Origin of the sequence: Winogradskyella tangerina (assembly GCF_003260205.1) — a bacterium.
Taxonomy (GTDB): Bacteria; Bacteroidota; Bacteroidia; order Flavobacteriales; family Flavobacteriaceae; genus Winogradskyella; species Winogradskyella tangerina.
On record NZ_QERF01000004.1, the window covers coordinates 62,951 to 82,981 of the forward strand.

The 20,031-nt window shown below is 36.1% G+C and carries 22 protein-coding genes; 10 read left to right on the forward strand and 12 right to left on the reverse strand.

The features are described from left to right. The first annotated feature begins 13 nt into the window (after positions 1–13). Both DDY94_RS07445 and DDY94_RS07450 read left to right on the forward strand, forming a co-directional pair. Positions 14–1,192 carry an AIR synthase related protein gene (locus DDY94_RS07445; protein WP_111683442.1) on the forward strand — a complete coding sequence of 393 codons (1,179 nt, stop codon included), beginning with the start codon at positions 14–16 and terminating at the stop codon, positions 1,190–1,192. Positions 1,193–1,201: 9 nt separating this feature from the next. Continuing rightward, positions 1,202–2,209 (forward strand): DUF3078 domain-containing protein, encoded by a 1,008-nt coding sequence (locus DDY94_RS07450; RefSeq protein ID WP_111683444.1) that lies wholly within the window; start codon positions 1,202–1,204, stop codon positions 2,207–2,209. Between the two features lie 7 nt (positions 2,210–2,216). Here DDY94_RS07450 and DDY94_RS07455 read toward each other — a convergent pair whose 3' ends face one another. Then, complete coding sequence (locus DDY94_RS07455; protein WP_111683446.1) at positions 2,217–2,864, reverse strand: ATP-binding cassette domain-containing protein; 648 nt, start codon at positions 2,862–2,864, stop codon at positions 2,217–2,219. A gap of 692 nt (positions 2,865–3,556) precedes the next feature. Between DDY94_RS07455 and prfA the strand changes: the two genes are divergently transcribed. The 4 genes from prfA (at position 3,557) to DDY94_RS07480 (ending at position 7,036) form a co-directional block, all read left to right on the forward strand. Then, the gene (gene prfA / locus DDY94_RS07465; RefSeq protein ID WP_111683448.1) at positions 3,557–4,633 is read left to right on the forward strand and encodes a peptide chain release factor 1; all 1,077 of its coding nucleotides are present in this window, start codon (positions 3,557–3,559) and stop codon (positions 4,631–4,633) included. Positions 4,634–4,743: 110 nt separating this feature from the next. After that, positions 4,744–5,568: an orotidine-5'-phosphate decarboxylase gene (gene pyrF / locus DDY94_RS07470; protein WP_111683450.1), complete on the forward strand. Its 825-nt coding sequence runs from the start codon at positions 4,744–4,746 to the stop codon at positions 5,566–5,568. Beyond that, complete coding sequence (locus DDY94_RS07475; protein ID WP_111683452.1) at positions 5,568–6,353, forward strand: ABC transporter substrate-binding protein; 786 nt, start codon at positions 5,568–5,570, stop codon at positions 6,351–6,353. The genes pyrF and DDY94_RS07475 overlap by 1 nt, the downstream gene beginning before the upstream one ends. A 176-nt stretch (positions 6,354–6,529) precedes the next feature. Beyond that, positions 6,530–7,036: a hypothetical protein gene (locus tag DDY94_RS07480; RefSeq protein ID WP_111683454.1), complete on the forward strand. Its 507-nt coding sequence runs from the start codon at positions 6,530–6,532 to the stop codon at positions 7,034–7,036. Here DDY94_RS07480 and DDY94_RS07485 read toward each other — a convergent pair whose 3' ends face one another. After that, positions 7,037–7,234 (reverse strand): Lacal_2735 family protein, encoded by a 198-nt coding sequence (locus DDY94_RS07485; protein ID WP_111683456.1) that lies wholly within the window; start codon positions 7,232–7,234, stop codon positions 7,037–7,039. It lies immediately after the preceding gene. A 98-nt stretch (positions 7,235–7,332) separates the two neighbouring features. Further along, positions 7,333–8,037, reverse strand: a complete 705-nt coding sequence (locus DDY94_RS07490; protein WP_111683458.1) for a DUF4197 domain-containing protein — start codon at positions 8,035–8,037, stop codon at positions 7,333–7,335. Between the two features lie 40 nt (positions 8,038–8,077). Here DDY94_RS07490 and DDY94_RS07495 point away from each other — a divergent pair, with 40 nt between their 5' ends. Continuing rightward, positions 8,078–9,043 (forward strand): MBL fold metallo-hydrolase, encoded by a 966-nt coding sequence (locus tag DDY94_RS07495; RefSeq protein ID WP_111683459.1) that lies wholly within the window; start codon positions 8,078–8,080, stop codon positions 9,041–9,043. Positions 9,044–9,045: 2 nt separating this feature from the next. Here DDY94_RS07495 and purU read toward each other — a convergent pair whose 3' ends face one another. Beyond that, positions 9,046–9,900 (reverse strand): formyltetrahydrofolate deformylase, encoded by an 855-nt coding sequence (purU, locus tag DDY94_RS07500; protein ID WP_111683461.1) that lies wholly within the window; start codon positions 9,898–9,900, stop codon positions 9,046–9,048. A gap of 145 nt (positions 9,901–10,045) precedes the next feature. Between purU and DDY94_RS07505 the strand changes: the two genes are divergently transcribed. Next, a complete protein-coding gene (locus DDY94_RS07505; RefSeq protein WP_111683462.1) occupies positions 10,046–13,480 on the forward strand; it encodes a methylmalonyl-CoA mutase family protein in 3,435 nt (1,144 codons plus the stop codon). Between the two features lie 7 nt (positions 13,481–13,487). Here the strand turns inward: DDY94_RS07505 and DDY94_RS07510 are convergent, their stop codons facing one another. Beyond that, on the reverse strand, positions 13,488–14,063 hold the full coding sequence (locus tag DDY94_RS07510) for a hypothetical protein (RefSeq protein ID WP_111683463.1): 576 nt from the start codon (positions 14,061–14,063) through the stop codon (positions 13,488–13,490). A 55-nt stretch (positions 14,064–14,118) separates the two neighbouring features. Next, positions 14,119–14,514: a hypothetical protein gene (locus tag DDY94_RS07515; RefSeq protein ID WP_111683464.1), complete on the reverse strand. Its 396-nt coding sequence runs from the start codon at positions 14,512–14,514 to the stop codon at positions 14,119–14,121. 115 nt (positions 14,515–14,629) lie between these two features. Between DDY94_RS07515 and DDY94_RS07520 the strand changes: the two genes are divergently transcribed. Continuing rightward, positions 14,630–15,073 (forward strand): Lrp/AsnC family transcriptional regulator, encoded by a 444-nt coding sequence (locus tag DDY94_RS07520; protein WP_111683465.1) that lies wholly within the window; start codon positions 14,630–14,632, stop codon positions 15,071–15,073. A 4-nt stretch (positions 15,074–15,077) separates the two neighbouring features. On the opposite strand, the gene DDY94_RS07525 is transcribed toward DDY94_RS07520, so the two are convergent. The 3 genes from DDY94_RS07525 to DDY94_RS07535 are packed head-to-tail and all read right to left on the reverse strand — an operon-like array spanning position 15,078 to position 17,432. After that, entirely contained in the window at positions 15,078–15,830 is a 753-nt protein-coding gene (locus DDY94_RS07525) for a DJ-1/PfpI family protein (RefSeq protein WP_111683732.1), read from the reverse strand. Positions 15,831–15,837: 7 nt separating this feature from the next. Next, the gene (locus DDY94_RS07530; RefSeq protein WP_111683466.1) at positions 15,838–16,221 is read right to left on the reverse strand and encodes a VOC family protein; all 384 of its coding nucleotides are present in this window, start codon (positions 16,219–16,221) and stop codon (positions 15,838–15,840) included. Further along, positions 16,221–17,432 carry an MDR family MFS transporter gene (locus tag DDY94_RS07535; protein WP_111683467.1) on the reverse strand — a complete coding sequence of 404 codons (1,212 nt, stop codon included), beginning with the start codon at positions 17,430–17,432 and terminating at the stop codon, positions 16,221–16,223. Before DDY94_RS07535 ends, DDY94_RS07530 begins: the two co-directional genes overlap by 1 nt. 235 nt (positions 17,433–17,667) lie before the next feature. Between DDY94_RS07535 and DDY94_RS07540 the strand changes: the two genes are divergently transcribed. Further along, positions 17,668–18,267 (forward strand): DUF1684 domain-containing protein, encoded by a 600-nt coding sequence (locus DDY94_RS07540; RefSeq protein WP_111683733.1) that lies wholly within the window; start codon positions 17,668–17,670, stop codon positions 18,265–18,267. A gap of 7 nt (positions 18,268–18,274) precedes the next feature. Here the strand turns inward: DDY94_RS07540 and DDY94_RS07545 are convergent, their stop codons facing one another. From DDY94_RS07545 to DDY94_RS07555, 3 genes are read right to left on the reverse strand one after another with little or no spacing between them, the layout of a single operon-like run. Further along, positions 18,275–18,589, reverse strand: coding sequence for a hypothetical protein (locus DDY94_RS07545; protein ID WP_111683469.1), 315 nt, complete (start codon positions 18,587–18,589; stop codon positions 18,275–18,277). A gap of 16 nt (positions 18,590–18,605) precedes the next feature. Next, positions 18,606–18,971 (reverse strand): fluoride efflux transporter CrcB, encoded by a 366-nt coding sequence (gene crcB / locus DDY94_RS07550; protein WP_111683470.1) that lies wholly within the window; start codon positions 18,969–18,971, stop codon positions 18,606–18,608. After that, positions 18,972–19,985, reverse strand: a complete 1,014-nt coding sequence (locus tag DDY94_RS07555) for an SRPBCC family protein (RefSeq protein ID WP_111683472.1) — start codon at positions 19,983–19,985, stop codon at positions 18,972–18,974. Positions 19,986–20,031: the final 46 nt, after the last annotated feature.

The following is a 20,031-nucleotide window of genomic DNA, read 5'->3' on the forward strand; positions in this document are numbered from 1 at the left end:
ATAATAAATAATAATGAGTAATTCGGTTAGCAAAAGATATGCCCAGAGAGGCGTTTCTGCCTCAAAGGAAGATGTTCATAATGCCATTAAAAATATTGACAAAGGCCTATTTCCCAAGGCTTTTTGTAAAATCGTTCCCGACTACTTAACAAATGATGATCAGTATTGCCTTATAATGCATGCCGATGGTGCTGGCACAAAGTCATCTCTTGCCTATATGTATTGGAAAGAAACAGGCGATCTTTCTGTCTGGAAAGGTATTGCCCAAGATGCCTTAATTATGAATATTGACGACTTGCTATGTGTCGGTGCTACGGATAACATAATGCTATCTTCTACGATAGGTAGAAATAAGAATCTAATTCCAGGCGAAGTGATCTCTGCTATTATTAACGGTACAGAAGAATTAATCGAAGATCTAAAGAAATTTGGAGTTACGGTGCATTCTACCGGTGGAGAAACTGCCGATGTTGGTGATCTGGTTCGTACGATCATAGTCGATTCTACAGTGACAGCCCGCATGAAACGTACCGACGTTATTGATAATGTGAATATATCTGAAGGTGATGTAATTGTTGGTTTGGCTTCCTTCGGAAAAGCAAGCTATGAAACGGAATATAATGGCGGAATGGGCAGTAACGGATTAACCTCTGCTAGGCACGATGTCTTCTCCAAGTATTTGGCTAGCACATATCCTGAAAGTTTTGATGCATCTGTTCCTGAAGATTTAGTGTACTCAGGACAAGTAAAGCTCACAGACCCTGTAGAAAATTCTCCTTTAGATGCAGGGAAGTTGGTATTGTCGCCGACTAGAACTTATGCACCAATCATTAAGGCGATATTGAACAAGTACAATAGCGATGCCATTCATGGGATGATTCATTGTAGTGGCGGTGCTCAAACCAAAATCCTTCACTTTATCGAAAACTTACATGTCATTAAGGATAACATGTTTGAAATTCCACCGTTATTTAAGCTTATTCAAGAGCAATCTAAGACCGATTGGAAGGAAATGTATCAGGTATTCAACTGTGGTCACAGAATGGAGCTTTATGTAAAACCTGAAGTCGCTGAAGATATTATTTCAATTTCAGAATCCTTCAATGTCGATGCTCAAATTATTGGAAGGGTAGAGGCTTCAGACTCAAAAAAGCTAACTATCAATAGTGAATACGGTACTTTCGAATATTAATAAATAGGTATGAAAATTTCCAGATGTATCCTTGTCGTTATATTAATTCTATTCGCCATTAATATTAACGCTCAACCCGATTCGCTGTATTTCAAAGAAGACAAAAAACCAGACGTAATTTATGGCTGGTCAACGAAAAAAGATGTCGGATTTTATCTAAATCAGGTGTCCTTTACAAATTGGAACGCCGGTGGTGCCAATTCAATTTCAGCAATAATTAGTGGAAAGGCAGTAGCTAGATACAAACAAGAAAAATTATTCTGGAATTCATCTTTAGTCTTGCGCTATGGTCTTAATAAACAGGAAGCGGAGCCGATTTTTAAAACCGAGGATGTTATCGAAGTGGTTTCAAATTTTGGAATTGAAAAAAATCCACAAAGTAATTGGTTTTATTCAGCGCGATTTAGTTTTAACACCCAATTTGCCAATGGATTTAGTAGTCCCAATTCAGAGCAGCCTATTTCGAGATTTTTAGCGCCAGGTTATGTCTTTTTAGGTATTGGAATGGAATATGGTCGACATATAGAAAGGTTGTCATTTTATGGCTCACCGTTTACCTTGAAGACCACTTTTGTTCTAGACGAGACGCTATCTAATCAAGGTGCATTTGGTGTAGATCCTGCCATTTTTGATCTTGAAGGAAATATAATAAGAGAAGGCAAGAAAACGCGTCAGGAATTAGGAATACTATTTACAGGACAATTTGAAGACGAAGTATTTGAAAATATGAATTTGAATACTCGAGTACGATTATATACAGATTACCTCAATAGTTTCGGAAATATTGATTTCGACTGGGAAGTTAATCTAGATATGAAGGTCAACAAGTATGTTCAGGCGACTTTTGGATCCCATCTGCGTTATGATAATGATATTAAAGTTGAAGTAGAACGAAATGAAATGACCAATGAAGAAGTAGTCGTTGAAGGTGCTAGAATGCAATGGAAGCAGTTGCTTGGTGTTGGTGTTGTTGTAGACTTAGATACCATTTTTAATAAAGAGAATAAAGCACTCTAGTTTTCTTTCAATTTAGGTAATTATAATCCTCAAGTTCCGTCAATTCATTGATTTTTTTGGTCGCACCATTTTTAATGAGATAAATATCATCAGAACAGTCTATCACATGTTCATACATATGGTCTGAAAGGATAACGACCTTCTCCTTTTTTTCTTCGAGAATAAGTGTTTTAATACGTTCAACATATAGAGGAGCAATGTGTGAAAACGGCTCGTCTAAGAAAATAATTTTACTTTTCGACTTTAGTATAATAAAAGTCTCAACAACACGGCGTTCGCCACCAGAAAGTTGATTAAACTTTGAATTTTTATATTTTAAAAACCCCTCGAAATGTTCAATAAAGTCCGTCCAGTTAACGCCGTATAATTTAAAAGCAAAAGACAATTTTAGTCTTGAAGGGATAAAATTATATTGTGGTAAAAACTTCACAAGATTAGTTTTATAAAGCGGTATCTGAATAGGTTTCTTATCAATTCTCACCATCTTATACTTTGGCCTTAAATTACCAAAGGCGATGTTCATCAGGCTACTTTTACCACAGCCATTACGGCCAAGTACAGAAGTCACTCTTCCCGTTTCAGCCTTGAGGTAAATTCCACCTAAAATGCGTTTGCTTTTAAAGGATAATTCTACGTTGTCTATTTCAAAAATCAATGGGTAATAGTTTTAAAAAATAAATAAAATTAGAAGCGTTAAAAAGCTATCAATAATGAACATAGACGTAAACAAAATCCATGGCGATAATCCCAGATTTTTATAGAAGGTAAATTGCCGTTTATTACTCGTTTCATTCATAAAGTACCAAGTAAATAGCGTGAGAAATAACTTTGTTAAAAGCGCTAAAATATAATGCGATTGAAGCCAGATGAATAGCAAGTTTAATACTAAGGACCAAGCCAAAAATTGCCTGTAAAACTGTAGAATAATTACTGCACGATTCATAATTATATGAATCCTTTTATGAGTAGCAAGAATGTGCAGGTTATGAGGCTGTCGAAAATAAAGATTGTGCTAAAAAATTTAAAGTGCGATACACCTCTGATCTTATAAAACTTCAGGCGCTGTCTCAGTCGTCTGTCGCTTACCATGATCCATAACAAAAACACCAGAAATAATTTGGTACATAACGCCAAAATCAATGCCGGATTAATAACCGTAATAGCAATGGTCACCAAAAAGGACCATAATGCTAGCGGCTTATAATAGTTTAGTATAGAGGTGAACTGCCTTAGCATATACATACAACGTACAACCCATAAAAAATATTTTTCAAACAGCTCTACAAATTTCAAGTGCCATAAAATCCATAAAAAATTGTACTTTTGACTTCAATTTTTTGAAGACCGATGTTAGAGAAAATTCAGATAGTAAAACAACGATTCGATGAGGTTAATGATCTCATAATTCAGCCCGATATTATTGCCGATCAGAAACGATATATTCAACTTAATAAAGAATATAAAGATCTAAAGCAGATCGTAGATAAAGGCAATATTTACAAAACCCTTTTAGATAATATCGCTGAAGCTGAAGAGATTATTTCTGATGGTTCAGATGCTGAGATGGTGGAAATGGCCAAAATGGAACTCGACGATGCCAAGGAAGCCCTGCCAAAGATAGAGGAGGAAATTAGATTTTTACTAATTCCAAAAGATCCTGATGATGCCAAAAATGTAGTTGTTGAGGTCAGAGCAGGTACAGGTGGTGATGAAGCAAGTATTTTTGCTGGTGACCTTTACAGAATGTATTCTAAATACTGTAGCGATAAAGGTTGGAGTACTAGTGTTGTAAGTATGAACGAAGGTACCTCAGGTGGTTTTAAAGAAATAATTTTCGAAGTTACTGGTGAAGATGTCTATGGAACGCTAAAGTTTGAAGCAGGTGTTCATCGTGTTCAGCGTGTACCACAAACCGAAACCCAAGGTCGTGTGCATACAAGTGCAGCCACGGTTATCGTTTTGCCTGAAGCTGAAGAATTCGATTTTGAACTCGATATGACCGAAGTTCGAATAGAGCGCACCACATCCACTGGTCCAGGTGGTCAGTCGGTGAATACAACCTATTCGGCAATTAAATTACATCACGAGCCAACCGGAATGATTGTAAGTTGCCAGGATCAAAAATCATCGCACAAAAATTTAGAGAAAGCCCTTAAGGTATTGCGTTCTAGACTTTATGAAGAAGAGATGCGTAAGCGTCAGGAAGCAGATTCAGAGAAGCGTAAAAGTATGGTAAGCTCGGGAGATCGAAGTGCAAAAATTAGAACTTATAATTATCCTCAAGGTCGTGTAACGGATCACAGAATAGGTTTAACATTATATGATCTTCAGAATATTATAAATGGTGATATCCAAAAGATCATAGATGAACTTATGTTAGCAGAAAACACTGAATTGTTGAAAGCTAGCGGAGACATAATTTAAATTTAAGCCTCATGTTGAGGCTTTTTTATTTTGAAATTTCTTCGGAAGCAAGAGTTAATTACAGAGTATAAAAAAATAATGAGATTCCTGTGTTTACAGGGATGATATATATGACAACAAAGCAACTTGTAGAACAGATCCATAAAAAGCAATCTTTCCTTTGTATAGGCTTAGATGTTGATCTCAATAAAATTCCGACGCATCTCTTAAAAGAGGATGACCCAATTTTTGCTTTTAATAAAGCCATAATTGATGCCACACACCATTTGTGTGTTGCTTATAAACCTAACACAGCGTTTTATGAAGCCTATGGTATTAAAGGTTGGCAAGCTTTGGAGAAAACAATCAATTATCTCAATACCAATCATCCTGAGATCTACACCATTGCTGACGCCAAACGCGGTGATATTGGTAATACGAGTTCAATGTATGCGAAGGCCTTTTTTGAAGACTTAGGTTTCGATAGTGTTACAGTGGCGCCCTATATGGGAAAAGATTCAGTAGAACCGTTTCTGGCGTTTAAGGACAAGCATACCATTCTATTAGCCCTGACTTCTAACCAGGGTGCTTTTGATTTTCAAACAAAAATGCTTGATGGCGAAGAGCTTTATAAACGCGTTTTGCAAACCTCAAAAACTTGGAATAATTCAGAAAATCTCATGTATGTAGTAGGTGCTACTAAAGCTGAATTTTTAGCAGATATTCGTAAAATTATTGCTGATAGTTTTCTACTAGTTCCAGGTGTTGGCGCTCAAGGTGGTAATCTGCAAGATGTATGCAAATATGGAATGAATGACTCGGTCGGTTTACTAATTAATTCTTCTAGAGGAATAATTTATACATCTCAAGATGAAGATTTTGCGATTGCCTCAGCTAAGAAGGCAGAAGAATTACAACTTCAAATGTCTGAAGAGTTAAAGCGTAAATTCTCATAATGATTTACAAGGATCAGCTGAATCGTGAAATACGCTTAAAAGGTACTCCAAAAAGAATTATTTCCATTGTTCCTTCACAAACAGAATTATTAGTTGATCTTGGCATAGAACAAGCGCTCGTTGGGATTACCAAGTTCTGTATTCATCCACACCAGCTTAGAAAGGAAAAATCAATAGTAGGAGGCACCAAGCAAGTTCATCTTGATAAGATAAAAGCTCTAGAGCCAGATATCATTCTTTGCAATAAGGAAGAAAATACCAAGGAGATGATAGAAGCATTAGAGTCTATTGCACCTGTTCATGTTAGCGATATTGACTCTTTAGAAGATTGCTATGATCTTATTTATAGCTATGGTGAATTATTTAAAGTTACTTCTAAAGCTTTAGAAATGATATCGAATATTCAAAACGAAAGAGAGCGTTTTCAAGCTAAAATCACAAAAGGGTTGTGGCCAAAAGTAGCCTATTTCATTTGGAAAAAACCATGGATGGTGGTTGGATCTAACACCTTTATTAACACCATGCTAAAAGAAGCAGGTTTCTTAAATGTGTTTGAACATGAAACGCGCTACCCTGAGATTCAATTAGATCATTCATGTTTGAAGGAGGCATCGCATATTTTTTTATCAAGTGAGCCCTATCCTTTTAAATCACAACACGTAGAAGAATTGAGAAATCACTTTCCAAATAAAACTATTGAGATCGTTGATGGCGAAATGTTCTCGTGGTATGGCAGTCGGCTTCAAAAAGCTTTTCAATACTTTGAATCTATTCATTCAAAATAAAAAAGTCGGTACCTAACTAAAATACCGACCTTAATCTAACTAACTGTTCTAATCTCTTTTAAGACTTAATCTCTTTTGCTTTACAAAGATGTTGACTTTCGGGCACTTAAATGTTATGTTAATATTAGCATATAATTAAATATAGTTTAATAACTTTAGTAGAAACTATATCAATCATGAGATCAATTTACACGCTCGCCGTAATGCTCCTATTTACCGTTTCCTCACTTGCACAGAATAAGGCCTGTAATTGTTGTTCGGAAACCCACGCTGAATTCGATTTTTGGGTAGGCACATGGGAAGTTACTAATCCGAATGGAACCAAGGCTGGTGAAAACGTCATTGAGAAAGTTCAGGATAATTGTATTTTACAAGAAAACTGGACGAGCGCTACACCAGGATACACCGGAACCAGTAATAATTTCTACAATTACAAGGCCAAACAATGGGAACAAATTTGGGTTGATAATCAAGGGCAAAGTCTTCATTTAAAAGGAAATAAGGTTGGAAATCAAATGATTTTAAGAACGGATGATGAGACCAATGCTGAAGGTAAAACCTTTTATCATCGCGTAACATGGACAGACAATGAAGATGGTACCGTACGCCAATTGTGGGAAACCATAACTGAAGGTAAGGAAGTTGCTATAGCCTTTGATGGGTTATATAAACGTAAAGAGTGATCAGTTAGCCTGAATGGCCGATTCTCCAATAATAAACTTTAACTTGTTCAATTCATGTAATACAATGGTAGCTCTGTATTCAGAGATATCACTAAGTGCATGATCTGACTGTCTCAGATTATAAGCATCTTCAATGAGTTGGAGGTACTTTTGTTTTAATTTTGACTGCTTTCTGAGCAGTTTCTCTGAATTAGACACAACGATGGTTATTAATTAATGATGTTAAATTAATAAATAATCATATACGTTTTAACAAATTGTTTAAAACTTTAACAAATAAATTAAACAGTCGTTATTTAATCTTGAATTGCAAACACCTTTTTTAATAGATCCGTTGTGCGCGAAGAAACTTTATTTCTGATTTCTTTTTCTTCTACTGCAATCATGGTATAGACACCATCTAGTGCTTCGGTAGTAACATAATCTGTAAGATCGGGATTAACATCATTGGTTAAAGGAAGATCATTATATTTAGTGATGAGGTTCGTCCAGATCTGATCTGCACCAACCTTGCCAAAAGACCTATCAATAACAGGTTTGAACTTATTATAAAGTGCTGTTTGTGTCTTGGAAGTTAAATATTCTGTGGCGGCATTATCATTACCAAGTAGAATAGATTTTGCATCGTTAAAAGTAATGTCCTTTACAGCATTTACAAAAATTGGAGTGGCCTCTTTTACGGCATCTTCAGCAGCTCTGTTTAGTGCTTTGATTCCTTCATCTGCCAAACTGCTAAGGCCAATTTTTCGCAAAGCTTTGTCCACATTTTTCAATTCTTCAGGAAGCAAAATTTTAACAAGTTCATTCTTATAAAAACCGTCTTTTTGAGTGAGTTTAGTAACCTGTTTATCAATTCCGAAGTCGAGTGCTTGCCGAAGTCCGGCTGCCATATCTGCATTACTAAGTCCTCCACCTTGAGGAAGATCGTTAATTACATTTTGAAGTTCAGCACAAGAGCAGAGACTAATGACTATAAGTATGCTAAGAATTCTTTTTATCATGGATTTAGGTTTTTATCTTTAACAAATATAATTTTTAAGCATGAAAAGATTTCAAGTTTTCCTCTTAATCTCTGTTTGTTTTTTGTTTGCTTGCAATGAACAAGCAAATGTTGCTGGTAACACTAAAGAAATAGCAGACGTTAATTCAGAACAATACATTACCGTATTAGGCATTGCTCAGGATGCAGGTTATCCTCAAATTAATTGTGAAAAGAAATGCTGTAGTGCTTATTATAATGGTGAAGAGTCCAAAAAACTGATTTCATGTTTAGGTCTTGTAGATAAAAATGTCAATAAAAAGTGGCTATTTGATGCTACGCCAGATATAGTTGAACAGATTCAAATTCTTAAGGAAAGGCATATTCAGACCGATAAAGTAATTGATGGAATATTTTTAACTCACGCCCACATTGGGCATTACACAGGATTGATGCAACTTGGCAGAGAGGCTCTTGGTTCCGAGGAAATACCAGTTTATGCAATGCCAAAAATGAAACAATTTTTAGAATCTAATGGCCCATGGAGTCAATTAGTTAGCTTAAGAAATATTAATATCAAGGCATTGAAAAATGATTCAATTATAGCATTAAATGATAACCTTAAGATTACTCCAATTTTAGTGCCTCATCGCGATGAGTATTCAGAAACTGTTGGTTATAAAATTGAAGGTAAAAGAAAATCGGCACTGTTTATTCCAGATATCGATAAATGGCACCAATGGAAAAGAAACATAATTGAAGAAGTAAAAAAGGTAGATTATGCATTTTTAGATGCCTCATTTTTTAGAGATGGCGAACTAGAAAGGGATATGAGTAAAATTCCGCATCCCTTTACGACTGAGACTACAACTTTATTTGAAAACGAAACCTCAGAGACGAAGAACAAAATTCATTTCATTCACTTTAATCATACAAACCCTGCTATTAAAGATAAGCATCATCTAAAAGACAGTCTGCAAAATTTAGGTTTCAGATTCGCTAAAGAAGGCGATAATTTTGGGTTATAGACTTACGAAAAAACTACCGTTTTATTATTGTAAACCATCACTTTACGATCAGCATGAAGTTTAATAGCATTCGACAAAACAATCTTTTCTAAGTCACGTCCTTTAGAGATAAGATCCTCTATAGAATGCGAATGCGATACACGCGTAACATCCTGCTCTATAATCGGACCAGCATCTAATTCTTCAGTGATATAATGACTCGTTGCACCAATGATCTTTACACCTCGTTTATATGCCGAATGATAAGGTTTGGCACCAATAAATGCCGGTAAAAATGAGTGATGAATATTTATGATCTTATTGGGATATTTATCAATTAAACGACCCGAGACAATTTGCATATATCTTGCTAGAACGATAAAATCAATACGATGTTCTTCCAAAAGTTCTAATTGTTTTTGCTCTGCCGCCGGTTTGGTTTCCTTGGTGACGGGCACATGGTAAAAAGGAATTTTAAAACGATCAGCAATGGGTTTAAGATCTAAATGATTACTTAATATAAATGGAATATCAAGGAAAAGCTCGCCAGAATTATAGCGCCCTAAAATATCATAAAGACAATGGTCGTATTTTGAAATGAACAATGCCATACGTGGCTTTTTGTCGGCAGCATAGATACGCCATTTCAAATTGAATGTATCTACCAGTGTATTTCTGAAGGATGTCTTGAAATCTTCTATGGAAAATGTAGCTGAATCAAACTCACATTCAAGGCGCATAAAGAATATATTCTGCTCTCTATCAACGTGTTGATCTATATAGACGATGTTACCGCTATTATGAGCCATAAAATTTGTAACAGAAGCTATAATATTAGGCTGGTCATCGCAATGTATTAGCAAAGTAATTTTGTTCATAAAAACGAACTTTGATGAATGGATAAATTTAATCAAAATACCTTGCCAGACGTACTTTGCGAAAGTTTTAGATTATTGTTAATTAATGCCATATATTTTTGAATATTCCGTAAATTTGCCATTCAAATAAGTCTTTTTTTTACGAATGGAACAAGTCGCACCTTATAAGCCAAAACACAAAATCAGAATTGTAACAGCTGCTTCGCTATTTGACGGTCATGATGCCGCAATCAATATTATGCGAAGAATTATTCAATCTACAGGTGTTGAAGTGATTCATTTAGGTCACGACCGAAGCGTTGAAGAAGTCGTAAATACGGCCATCCAAGAAGATGCCAATGCTATAGCTATGACTTCATATCAAGGAGGACATAATGAGTATTTCAAATACATGTATGACTTACTGAAAGAAAAAGGCGCAGGTCATATTAAGATTTTTGGCGGCGGTGGCGGCGTTATTCTTCCTGAAGAAATTGAAGAGTTAATGAATTATGGAATTACCAGAATTTATTCACCCGATGATGGAAGAGAAATGGGACTTCAAGGTATGATCAATGATCTGGTTCAAAAATCAGATTTTGCGATTGGCGATCAGCTGAATGGTGAGGTTAAGGTTCTACACGAAAAAAACCCAAAATCTATTGCCCGAGTTATTTCAGCTGCTGAGAATTTCCCAGAAATTGCTAAGGATGCGCTTCAAACTATTCATACTAAAAATAAAGATTCAAAAACGCCTGTTTTAGGAATCACAGGAACTGGTGGTGCTGGTAAATCGTCCTTAGTGGATGAGCTCGTGCGTCGTTTCCTTTTAGATTTTCCTGAGAAAACAGTCGGACTTATTTCTGTTGATCCTTCAAAAAGAAAAACGGGAGGCGCTTTACTTGGCGACAGAATTCGCATGAATGCCATCAATTCACCACGCGTTTACATGCGCAGTTTAGCGACGCGTCAATCTAACTTAGCATTATCGAAATATGTGAATGAAGCTGTTGAAGTTTTGAAAGCTGCTGAGTACGATCTTATCATTTTGGAAACTTCAGGTATCGGACAATCAGATACCGAAATCCTCGAGCACAGTGATGTGTCCTTATATGTAATGACCCCTGAATTTGGTGCGGCAACTCAGCTTGAAAAGATCGATATGCTCGACTTTGCAGATCTAGTAGCCATCAATAAATTTGATAAACGAGGTGCGCTTGATGCACTTCGAGATGTGAAGAAACAGTACATGCGTAACCATAATTTATGGCATGCTGACCCTGATACAATGCCGGTATTCGGCACCATCGCATCGCAATTCAATGATCCTGGAATGAATACCTTGTACAAGGCGATCATGGATAAGATCGTTGAGAAAACCGAGGCAGAACTCAAGTCTTCATTTGAGATTTCTAAAGAAATGAGCGAGAAGATTTTTGTGATTCATCCAGCGCGCACGCGTTACCTTTCGGAAATTGCTGAGAACAATCGTGCTTATGATAAAACAGCAAGTGCACAAGTAGAGGTAGCTCAAAAGCTTTACGGTATATTTAAAACCATTTGCTCGGTTGCTGAAGTTTCAAATGAAAATGAGAAATCATTATTAAATAAGAATGGTTTAGACTTTGATGAAATTCTTGGTAATGCTCAAGATGACAATCGTGATTTCTTGAAATTACTCATTGCAGAATTCGATCGTGTAAAACTGAATTTAGATCCTTATAACTGGGAGATCATCACCGGTTGGGAAGATAAAGTTAACCGTTATAAAGCGCCAATCTATTCGTTCAAAGTTCGAGACAAAGAAATTAAAATTGAGACGCATACCAAGTCCTTATCGCATTCTGATATTCCGAAGGTAGCCTTACCAAAATATCAGGCGTGGGGCGATATTCTGAAATGGTCTTTACAAGAAAATGTTCCTGGAGAGTTTCCATATGCTTCAGGATTATATCCATTTAAAAGAACAGGCGAAGATCCAACCAGAATGTTCGCAGGCGAAGGTGGCCCAGAGCGTACCAACAGACGTTTTCATTACGTAAGTTTAGGGATGCCAGCGAAACGATTATCTACAGCTTTTGATAGCGTTACTCTATACGGAAACGATCCAGATTACCGACCAGATATTTATGGTAAAATTGGAAATGCTGGTGTTTCCATTTGTTGTTTAGACGATGCCAAAAAATTGTACTCCGGATTTAATCTAGCCGACCCAATGACCTCGGTAAGTATGACGATTAATGGTCCGGCGCCAATGTTATTAGGCTTTTTTATGAACGCCGCCATAGACCAACAATGCGAAATTTACATCAAGGAAAATGGTTTAGAGAAGGAGGTCGAGAAAAAAATCGCAGCAATCTACAAAGGCAAAGAGCGACCAGTTTACAATGGCGATATTCCTGAAGGAAATGATGGTTTGGGGCTTATGCTTTTGGGTGTTACAGGAGATCAGGTGTTACCAGCTGATGTCTATAATGATATTAAAGCTAAGACCATAGCTCAGGTAAGAGGAACGGTTCAGGCGGATATTTTAAAAGAAGATCAAGCTCAAAATACGTGTATTTTTTCAACAGAATTTGCCTTACGTCTCATGGGAGATATTCAAGAGTATTTCATAGATCATAATGTCCGTAATTTCTATTCTGTCTCTATTTCTGGGTATCATATTGCTGAAGCGGGTGCTAACCCCATTTCGCAATTGGCATTTACGTTAGCAAATGGGTTTACTTATGTAGAATACTACTTAAGCAGAGGAATGGATATCAATAAATTTGGACCGAATTTATCTTTCTTCTTTTCAAACGGAATTGATCCTGAATATGCCGTCATTGGTCGCGTAGCTCGAAAGATTTGGGCTAAGGCCTTAAAACATAAATACGGTGCAAATCCTAGAGCACAAATGTTGAAGTATCACATTCAGACTTCGGGTCGAAGCCTACATGCTCAGGAAATAGATTTCAACGACATCAGAACAACACTTCAGGCTTTATATGCTATTTATGATAACTGTAATTCCTTGCATACAAATGCTTATGATGAGGCGATTACAACCCCAACTGAGGAATCGGTGCGTCGTGCAATGGCAATTCAGTTGATCATTAATAAAGAATTAGGATTGGCGAAGAATGAAAACCCGATTCAAGGGTCATTTATCATTGAAGAATTAACTGATTTAGTTGAAGAAGCTGTACTTGCAGAGTTTGATAGAATTACAGAGCGAGGTGGTGTTCTTGGCGCTATGGAAACCATGTATCAGCGTTCAAAAATTCAGGAAGAGAGTTTGTACTACGAGACCTTAAAACACAATGGGCAATTCCCGATCATTGGTGTGAATACCTTCCTCAGTAGTAAAGGGTCTCCAACGGTACAACCGGCTGAAGTTATTAGAGCAACTGAAGAGGAAAAAGAGTTTCAAATTAAAACACTTCAGAACTTACATAAGGCCAATGATACTGCTGAATTGTTGAAGGATCTTCAGATGAAAGCTGTAAATAATAAAAACATTTTTGAAGCTCTGATGGAAGTGTGTAAAGTGTGTTCTTTAGGTCAGATTACATCAGCATTGTTTGAGGTTGGCGGTCAGTACAGAAGGAATATGTAGTGCTAATCTATTCTTTTTCAAAATAGTCATTAACTTCAGAAAAGTAGTCTTCTCCAAAGTGACATAAAAAGGAACCGTCTGGTTCTATGATCACAAATCCACTGCATATCTGACTATTACTAAAAAAGGTATTTTCAATGATTCCGTTATCTAAAACCCAGTTTGGATTTTCAGACAGATAGTCAACCAGAGGTGATGATTTTGAATAGGCACACAAATGCTGAATATCGAATTTTACAGCATGTCTGTTTGAAATATTGAAAACATTCTGAAGTAATTTATCTGCATTTTTTATGTATTTAGGATTTGCACTTATACAGTGATAAGCATCATACTCAAAATTTATTAAAAGTGTTTTATTTTTATCAAAATCACTTGAAATGGATGACACAAAACGCTGCAAATCATCTAAGATCTCAGATTTTACTTTTCCTGAATAAATAAGACGATTCTTGGCATATTTACGTCCAAACTTATAGTTATAATTTTCAAAATTTATGGATGATGTTAAAGGGTTAGATGGTTTTTGGCTACTACAACCCCAAAATAATATGGCTAACAGGGACAAAAGGTATATTCTCATGAAATGAATATACTAATAAAATTAAATCTGATGAGTAAAATAAATTGTAACTGAATTATAAAGTCATCATCCAGCTGCGTTGCAATTTTCTAAACGTTTTTAGTTCACCCTTAAGAATAGGAAGATAATCTCTACCATTACTTTTTGATCGCTCCAAACGTCTGCAATTGCTATATAACTTGTTAGTGAGGCGCTCTAAACTTTCAAGATGTTTATGCTTCTTTTCAGAAAAGCGCTCGCGTTCAGCATTGATAATCTCAGGCGCAAGATTAGTCGACTGCTGCACTATATCACCAGAGAAATAAATATCATTATCCTCAGAACCGTCTTCATTCAAGTACGAAAGGTCGTGATTTATGTAAGTAGAAATGCTTCGCGATAGCATAATAATATCTAGTGCCTTCTGATATATAGGCAATTCCGATAAGTGTGATGGTAGGTTATAATTCATTTTCAATAGCAATTATTACGAAATTACGGAGTAAAAATCACATTTTGCTTTAAATATTAAAGTAAAACCTTATATTTACTTTAGAATAGATGTTAATTTTTGTAAAAAATTTTAAATGAGTGTTGATAATCTAAATTGGAAGATTTTAAAGTGTCTACAGGAGAATGCACGCATGTCTAACGCAGAGATCAGTAGGCGGGTAGGCGTAAGCTCACCCGCTGTAAGTGAGCGTATTAAAAAGATGGAGGATGCCGAAATTATTCAAGGATATACCACTTTTGTATCACCTTTCAAAACGGGTTATCAACTTAAGGCTATTATAACTTTAAGAGCTTTTATGGGAATGCTAAAACCTTTTCTCGAGAAAGTGAAAACTTATGATGAGGTCGTCAACTGTTATAGAATTACGGGTAACGATAATATTGTTATGGAAGTGGTCTTAAAAAATCAGAAGCATCTGGAGACCTTTATTGATCAACTTATTTCTTATGGTGAAACAAGGACTCAGATCGTTCTATCGCATGTAATAAAACACAGCGAAATTAAACCGTTAAAGTAACGGATTAATCGATCACTAAGTGAGGTACCTTGTTGAGGTCCCAATCAATAACTAATCCTCCAGCCAAAGATTTTGCTATTTCTTTACCGTATAAGAATTCGCTCAAGTATAATGCAGCTTCAAAGGATTTTGCACCACCAGCGGAAGTAATATATTTACCGTCGTGCACGAAGAGAACATCCTTTCTTATTTCGAGTTCTGGGAACATGTCACGCATTTTATCTATATCACTTGGGAAGGTTGTAGAAACGATTCCATCTAGCAAGCCTGCTTTGGCTAATACAAAGGCGCCATCACAATGTGAGGTAATGAATTGGGCCTGTTTATCAACATCTTTTACAAAATTTAGCATGGCCTCGTCTTCAAGATCTGTGTCTAAATGATGTTCAGCACTTGGAACAACTAAAATATCAATCTTTGGCAGATCATCTTCAAGGTAATTGAAATCTGGCAGAAGGCGCATTCCTTCAAAGGTTACAACGGGCTCATTGGTATTTGCCACAGTAAACACATTCATCGCCTTTATACCTTCTCTAAAAATCGTATGTTGAAAAATGTCGTAGGGTGCTGTAAGTTCTGTATTGTAAACGCCATCCATAATCAGGAAAGCCACATTATACCGATCTGGGTCTAATTGTGGTAATTCTTTACTAATAATCTCCTTCGATTCATTAGAAGATGCTTTAGTTTCCTTTTTGTCACTGCAAGCAAAAGTTATGAGCAACAAAGCCAGAACTATGAATTTTATTTTTTTCATTCGGGTATTAATTTTTAATTCGCCAAGGCGGATTTTTTCTATTCTCACCGGCGCTGTAAAGTATTATTCGATTGCCATCGGGATCTTTTAAGTGCGCCTCTCGCCAGAGCCATGGTTTGTCCTCTGGGTCACTAGTAAAAGTAATACCTTTTTGTTTTAGTTGAGAAACGATTTCGTCTAAATTCTCATTTTGAAAATAAATGGTAATAGGATCATCACCCGATGGCAGTGCCTCAACTTTATGGATAGACATTGTGCTGTCACCTTCAGGGCATTCAAACCTTACATATCTCGGTAGAGCATCTACGATAAGTACTAATCCGAGGGTTTTATAGTATTCCGTCGCCGAAACGACGTCTAACGACGGAATTGTAATTTGATTTAAATTCATTATAAATTTTGTTTTGCACGTTGATGTAACCACATGGCTAAAGCAATTCCTAAAATACCATAACCGAAGGTTATTAACCAGTTCATTTGAAATCCAAAATGATGCACCACACTAAGTCCGATTTTCGGACTAAAAATATGAGCCATAGAAAAGGACATGGCGTACAAAGCCATATAACTTCCTTCTAATCCTTCTTTTGCACGTTGAAGGGCAAATTTGTTGGTATACGGAAATCCTAGCATCTCACTGAGGGTGAGGAGTACCATATTTACAATTAGAATACCTATCCAGAAATTCTGATAAAGCACCAAAAAACCTAGACTTAGCAAAACACAAGCCATAATAATGTGTTTGGTAACAGGTATTAATCGTTTTTCTAAATAATTCAAAAGTGGCATTTCAAATACTACAATGATGGCAACATTCAAGAATAATAAAATCCCTACCTTGAACTCATCGAGATGAAATATTTGATTGTAATACAAGGGCATTGTTGTAAACAACTGAAAGAATGCCATTCCAAAGAGAAAACAAATAACAGAGTGGATCCAAAACGATTTGTCTTTGTATACCACATTCTTATCTAAATTCTGATGTTTTTCTCGAGCTTCTGAAGGTTTAATTTTTGGGTCTTTTACCAAGTAACTAAACAGTAGTATTGCTAAAATACAAGTAGCACCATCGATCCAGAATAAGATGTTATAACCTTCCATCACAATAATTAAACCCGCTAATGTTGGTCCGATACCCATTCCGGCATTGATCGCTAAACGGATCAATCCAACAGAACGGGTTCTATTCTCAGGTTTACTGTAAGCTTTAATGGCAACAAATATAGCAGGCCTAAAGCTGTCTGCAATTGTCATGGTTATTAATATCCCCAAACACAATCCCCAAAATGAATCGATAAACTGCAGTGAGATAAAACAAACTCCGGTTAAGAATAAACTGGCGATCATTACTTTATAAAATCCGAAAATGTCAGTCAGCTTACCACCTAAAAGTGAACCAAAAAAAGAACCAATTCCGAAGCAGGCAAATATCGAACCAATATCTACTTCCGAAAACCCTAGGTCATTTTTAAGGTATAAAGACAAGAAGGGAATGACCATAGTACCAGCTCTGTTTACCAAACTTATTAGTGCTAGGTACCAGATTTCGGTAGATAATCCCTTGAAGGATTCAACATAGTTTAAATAAAGCTTTTTCATTTTGGTTGATATTATAAAAATAAAAAGTCCGACGGTAACGTCGGACTTTTAAATATTGTTTAACAGTATATTCATATAGCTACAATAGATAATGCATCCGAAGGTTTTCCGAAGAAATCACTGCGACTTGCTTTGTATATCTATTTAACTTTAACATTTGTTCTTTTGTTTAACGATTCAAACTTACAATAAAATTTGATATGTTGTATTTTTGAATACTGAAAAAGATGAAAAAATGAATCGATATATAATTGGTCTGTTTTTACTATGTGTACTTAGTTGCTCTAAAAAGGAAAAGCTTTTGGGTGATACGGCTTGGCAAAAGCAGATGAATATTATGTTCAAGGATGCCTCGAAATCACCACTAAAGAAAAAGGATCTCAAAAGCTTTAAGACTTTAGATTTTTTTCCGTTTGATTCAACCTATGTCGTAAAAGCTAATTTAAAAGAGACACCAGATTCTGAATGGTTCAATATGAAAACAACAACGGGCGACTTTAATGTTGAACGGATATACGGTGTGGTAAGTTTTGAGCTGAATGGCGAAACTTTTCAATTGAATGTTTATCAGAATAAGGAAGAAATACAATCTGAAGGATCTCGTGATGCCCTCTTTTTACCCTTTTTAGATGATTCTAATGGAAATTCTACCTACGCCGGCGGGCGCTACATTGATTTACGCATTCCGGATGGAAACACAATAACCATCGATTTTAATACGGCCTACAACCCTTATTGTGCTTATAATGATAAATATTCTTGCCCAATTGTTCCGAGATCTAATTACATAGCTACTAAGGTTGAAGCTGGTATCAAGGACTTTAAAAAGGAATAAAAACAGTCTATTTAGGATTTTTCGGTTTATTGTAAACCCATTGTCCGAAAAAATAAAGCCCGCAGGCTTGGATGAAGGTATTGATTGCTATGAAGAGTAAGTTTTGAAAACTCCAAAAGTAAATATGACTAATTACTTTCGGGAAGTGCGATTCAATTAGTACAAGTGGAAATTCTAATATGTAAGATAAGACTTCATTAAGTCTAACTTGCTCAGGGTTAAAATTGTCACCCATATTAAGCAGTCCCATAATCATAGTGATAATCCATCTAACAAGTAGAATTAAAAGCATCAAAGCAATAATTCGATAAACTTTAATCATCGCCCAATATTGAAACTTATTTCGTTAAAAAAATCCCTAAAAATACCGCGAGAAAACCAACAATAAAACTTCCAATAGTATAAATAGCGAAACTGGTGAAATCACCAGATTTCAGAAAGACATGATTCTCATAGGCAAAAGTAGAGAATGTGGTAAAGCCTCCACAAAACCCTGTTGCTAGTAATAGAATTTGATTTTCAGAAAGTGAATTATTCTTGGCGGCAAGTCCCAGAATGATGCCGATTATTAAACTACCTAATATATTTGCTGCAAAGGTTCCGTACGGAATACCATCACCCGAACTATTGAGCCATTTACCCATTGCAAACCTTAGAACGCTTCCAAAGCCACCACCGATAAAAACAAGTAGGAGTTGTTTCATTTATTCTTTTAAGGGAATGTAGATCTCAGTTTTCCAGTCTGCCGGATTCGGATAATCACCAGGGTCGGTTGTGTAGATCTCAAATGGTTTAACTTCCGATAATTCCAAGCCTTTTTCTTCTATGTGCTTCATAGTGACCTCCCATGCCACTCTGAGGTTGGTATAATTTCCTGTTAAGGTCGTTTTTAGAACTTTCACTTTTGGGATAAAACCGATTGAAACATCAGCATCTGCTGGTACATCAATGCGTTCATTGATAGGAATGCCATTGCTCATAATGACATTTTCAGCCATTTCATTGTAAACGGTCATCGGCATTCCAGATTGACTGATACCTTGCTGCCCCATAAACTGTGCAACTGCTCCGAAATTTTCAGCCATTTTAGCACTTATATTAGTAGAATTGGCATTGGTGGTTTTGTACAAAAAGAAACCACCACCATATTCGGTAATACCTTTTATTTCAACATTATAACGCTGCATGTCGGCCGTTAAAATACTATCGAGTTTTGCCAAACTACGTTCGTAATGTGGGCCAATTTGTTTATCCATGCCCCCCATCACAGTTGCGTAAGCTTTAAACCCGAAAGGTAAATCTTTTCCTATGATATTCCAGGTAACTTCAGTAGTGCCATCGTCATTAGATTTTAGATTCCAAACTACACTTGAAGCTGGGAAATCTGCAATTTGCATTTCTTGAACGATCGATGTATAAGGTTTTGCTTCTAATGTCTTCATGGTGCCAATCCCATTTTCATCTTCCCATGAATAAGAACCTCCAACGCCCTCAGTTTTTTCAGGTAAGGTAATTACCATTTCAGGATCGGCTTCAACCCAAGATGACCATGCGGCCCAATTTTTAAAATCGATGATATTTTCATAAACCATTGAAGCTGGTGCTTTCATGGTTCTACTCCTTTCTACTTCAAAAGAATTAGGCTGAACTGCAATATAAATTGAAAAGCCAATGATTAGAACGAGTAGCAATAATAAGATGTACTTAAATGCTTTCATTATTTAACCTGATTAATTAGTTAGTGCCCACTCAAAGATAGCAATT

Bases quoted from the DNA above. Each gene is read 5' to 3' on its own strand.
- DDY94_RS07445 (WP_111683442.1), top strand. From the start codon at position 14: ATGAGTAATTCGGTTAGCAAAAGATATGCCCAGAGAGGCGTTTCTGCC.
- DDY94_RS07450 (WP_111683444.1), top strand. From the start codon at position 1,202: ATGAAAATTTCCAGATGTATCCTTGTCGTTATATTAATTCTATTCGCC.
- prfA (WP_111683448.1), top strand. From the start codon at position 3,557: ATGTTAGAGAAAATTCAGATAGTAAAACAACGATTCGATGAGGTTAAT.
- pyrF (WP_111683450.1), top strand. From the start codon at position 4,744: ATGACAACAAAGCAACTTGTAGAACAGATCCATAAAAAGCAATCTTTC.
- DDY94_RS07475 (WP_111683452.1), top strand. From the start codon at position 5,568: ATGATTTACAAGGATCAGCTGAATCGTGAAATACGCTTAAAAGGTACT.
- DDY94_RS07480 (WP_111683454.1), top strand. From the start codon at position 6,530: ATGAGATCAATTTACACGCTCGCCGTAATGCTCCTATTTACCGTTTCC.
- DDY94_RS07490 (WP_111683458.1), bottom strand. From the start codon at position 8,037: ATGATAAAAAGAATTCTTAGCATACTTATAGTCATTAGTCTCTGCTCT.
- DDY94_RS07495 (WP_111683459.1), top strand. From the start codon at position 8,078: ATGAAAAGATTTCAAGTTTTCCTCTTAATCTCTGTTTGTTTTTTGTTT.
- purU (WP_111683461.1), bottom strand. From the start codon at position 9,900: ATGAACAAAATTACTTTGCTAATACATTGCGATGACCAGCCTAATATT.
- DDY94_RS07505 (WP_111683462.1), top strand. From the start codon at position 10,046: ATGGAACAAGTCGCACCTTATAAGCCAAAACACAAAATCAGAATTGTA.
- DDY94_RS07510 (WP_111683463.1), bottom strand. From the start codon at position 14,063: ATGAGAATATACCTTTTGTCCCTGTTAGCCATATTATTTTGGGGTTGT.
- DDY94_RS07515 (WP_111683464.1), bottom strand. From the start codon at position 14,514: ATGAATTATAACCTACCATCACACTTATCGGAATTGCCTATATATCAG.
- DDY94_RS07520 (WP_111683465.1), top strand. From the start codon at position 14,630: ATGAGTGTTGATAATCTAAATTGGAAGATTTTAAAGTGTCTACAGGAG.
- DDY94_RS07525 (WP_111683732.1), bottom strand. From the start codon at position 15,830: ATGAAAAAAATAAAATTCATAGTTCTGGCTTTGTTGCTCATAACTTTT.
- DDY94_RS07530 (WP_111683466.1), bottom strand. From the start codon at position 16,221: ATGAATTTAAATCAAATTACAATTCCGTCGTTAGACGTCGTTTCGGCG.
- DDY94_RS07535 (WP_111683467.1), bottom strand. From the start codon at position 17,432: ATGAAAAAGCTTTATTTAAACTATGTTGAATCCTTCAAGGGATTATCT.
- DDY94_RS07540 (WP_111683733.1), top strand. From the start codon at position 17,668: ATGAATCGATATATAATTGGTCTGTTTTTACTATGTGTACTTAGTTGC.
- DDY94_RS07545 (WP_111683469.1), bottom strand. From the start codon at position 18,589: ATGATTAAAGTTTATCGAATTATTGCTTTGATGCTTTTAATTCTACTT.
- crcB (WP_111683470.1), bottom strand. From the start codon at position 18,971: ATGAAACAACTCCTACTTGTTTTTATCGGTGGTGGCTTTGGAAGCGTT.
- DDY94_RS07555 (WP_111683472.1), bottom strand. From the start codon at position 19,985: ATGAAAGCATTTAAGTACATCTTATTATTGCTACTCGTTCTAATCATT.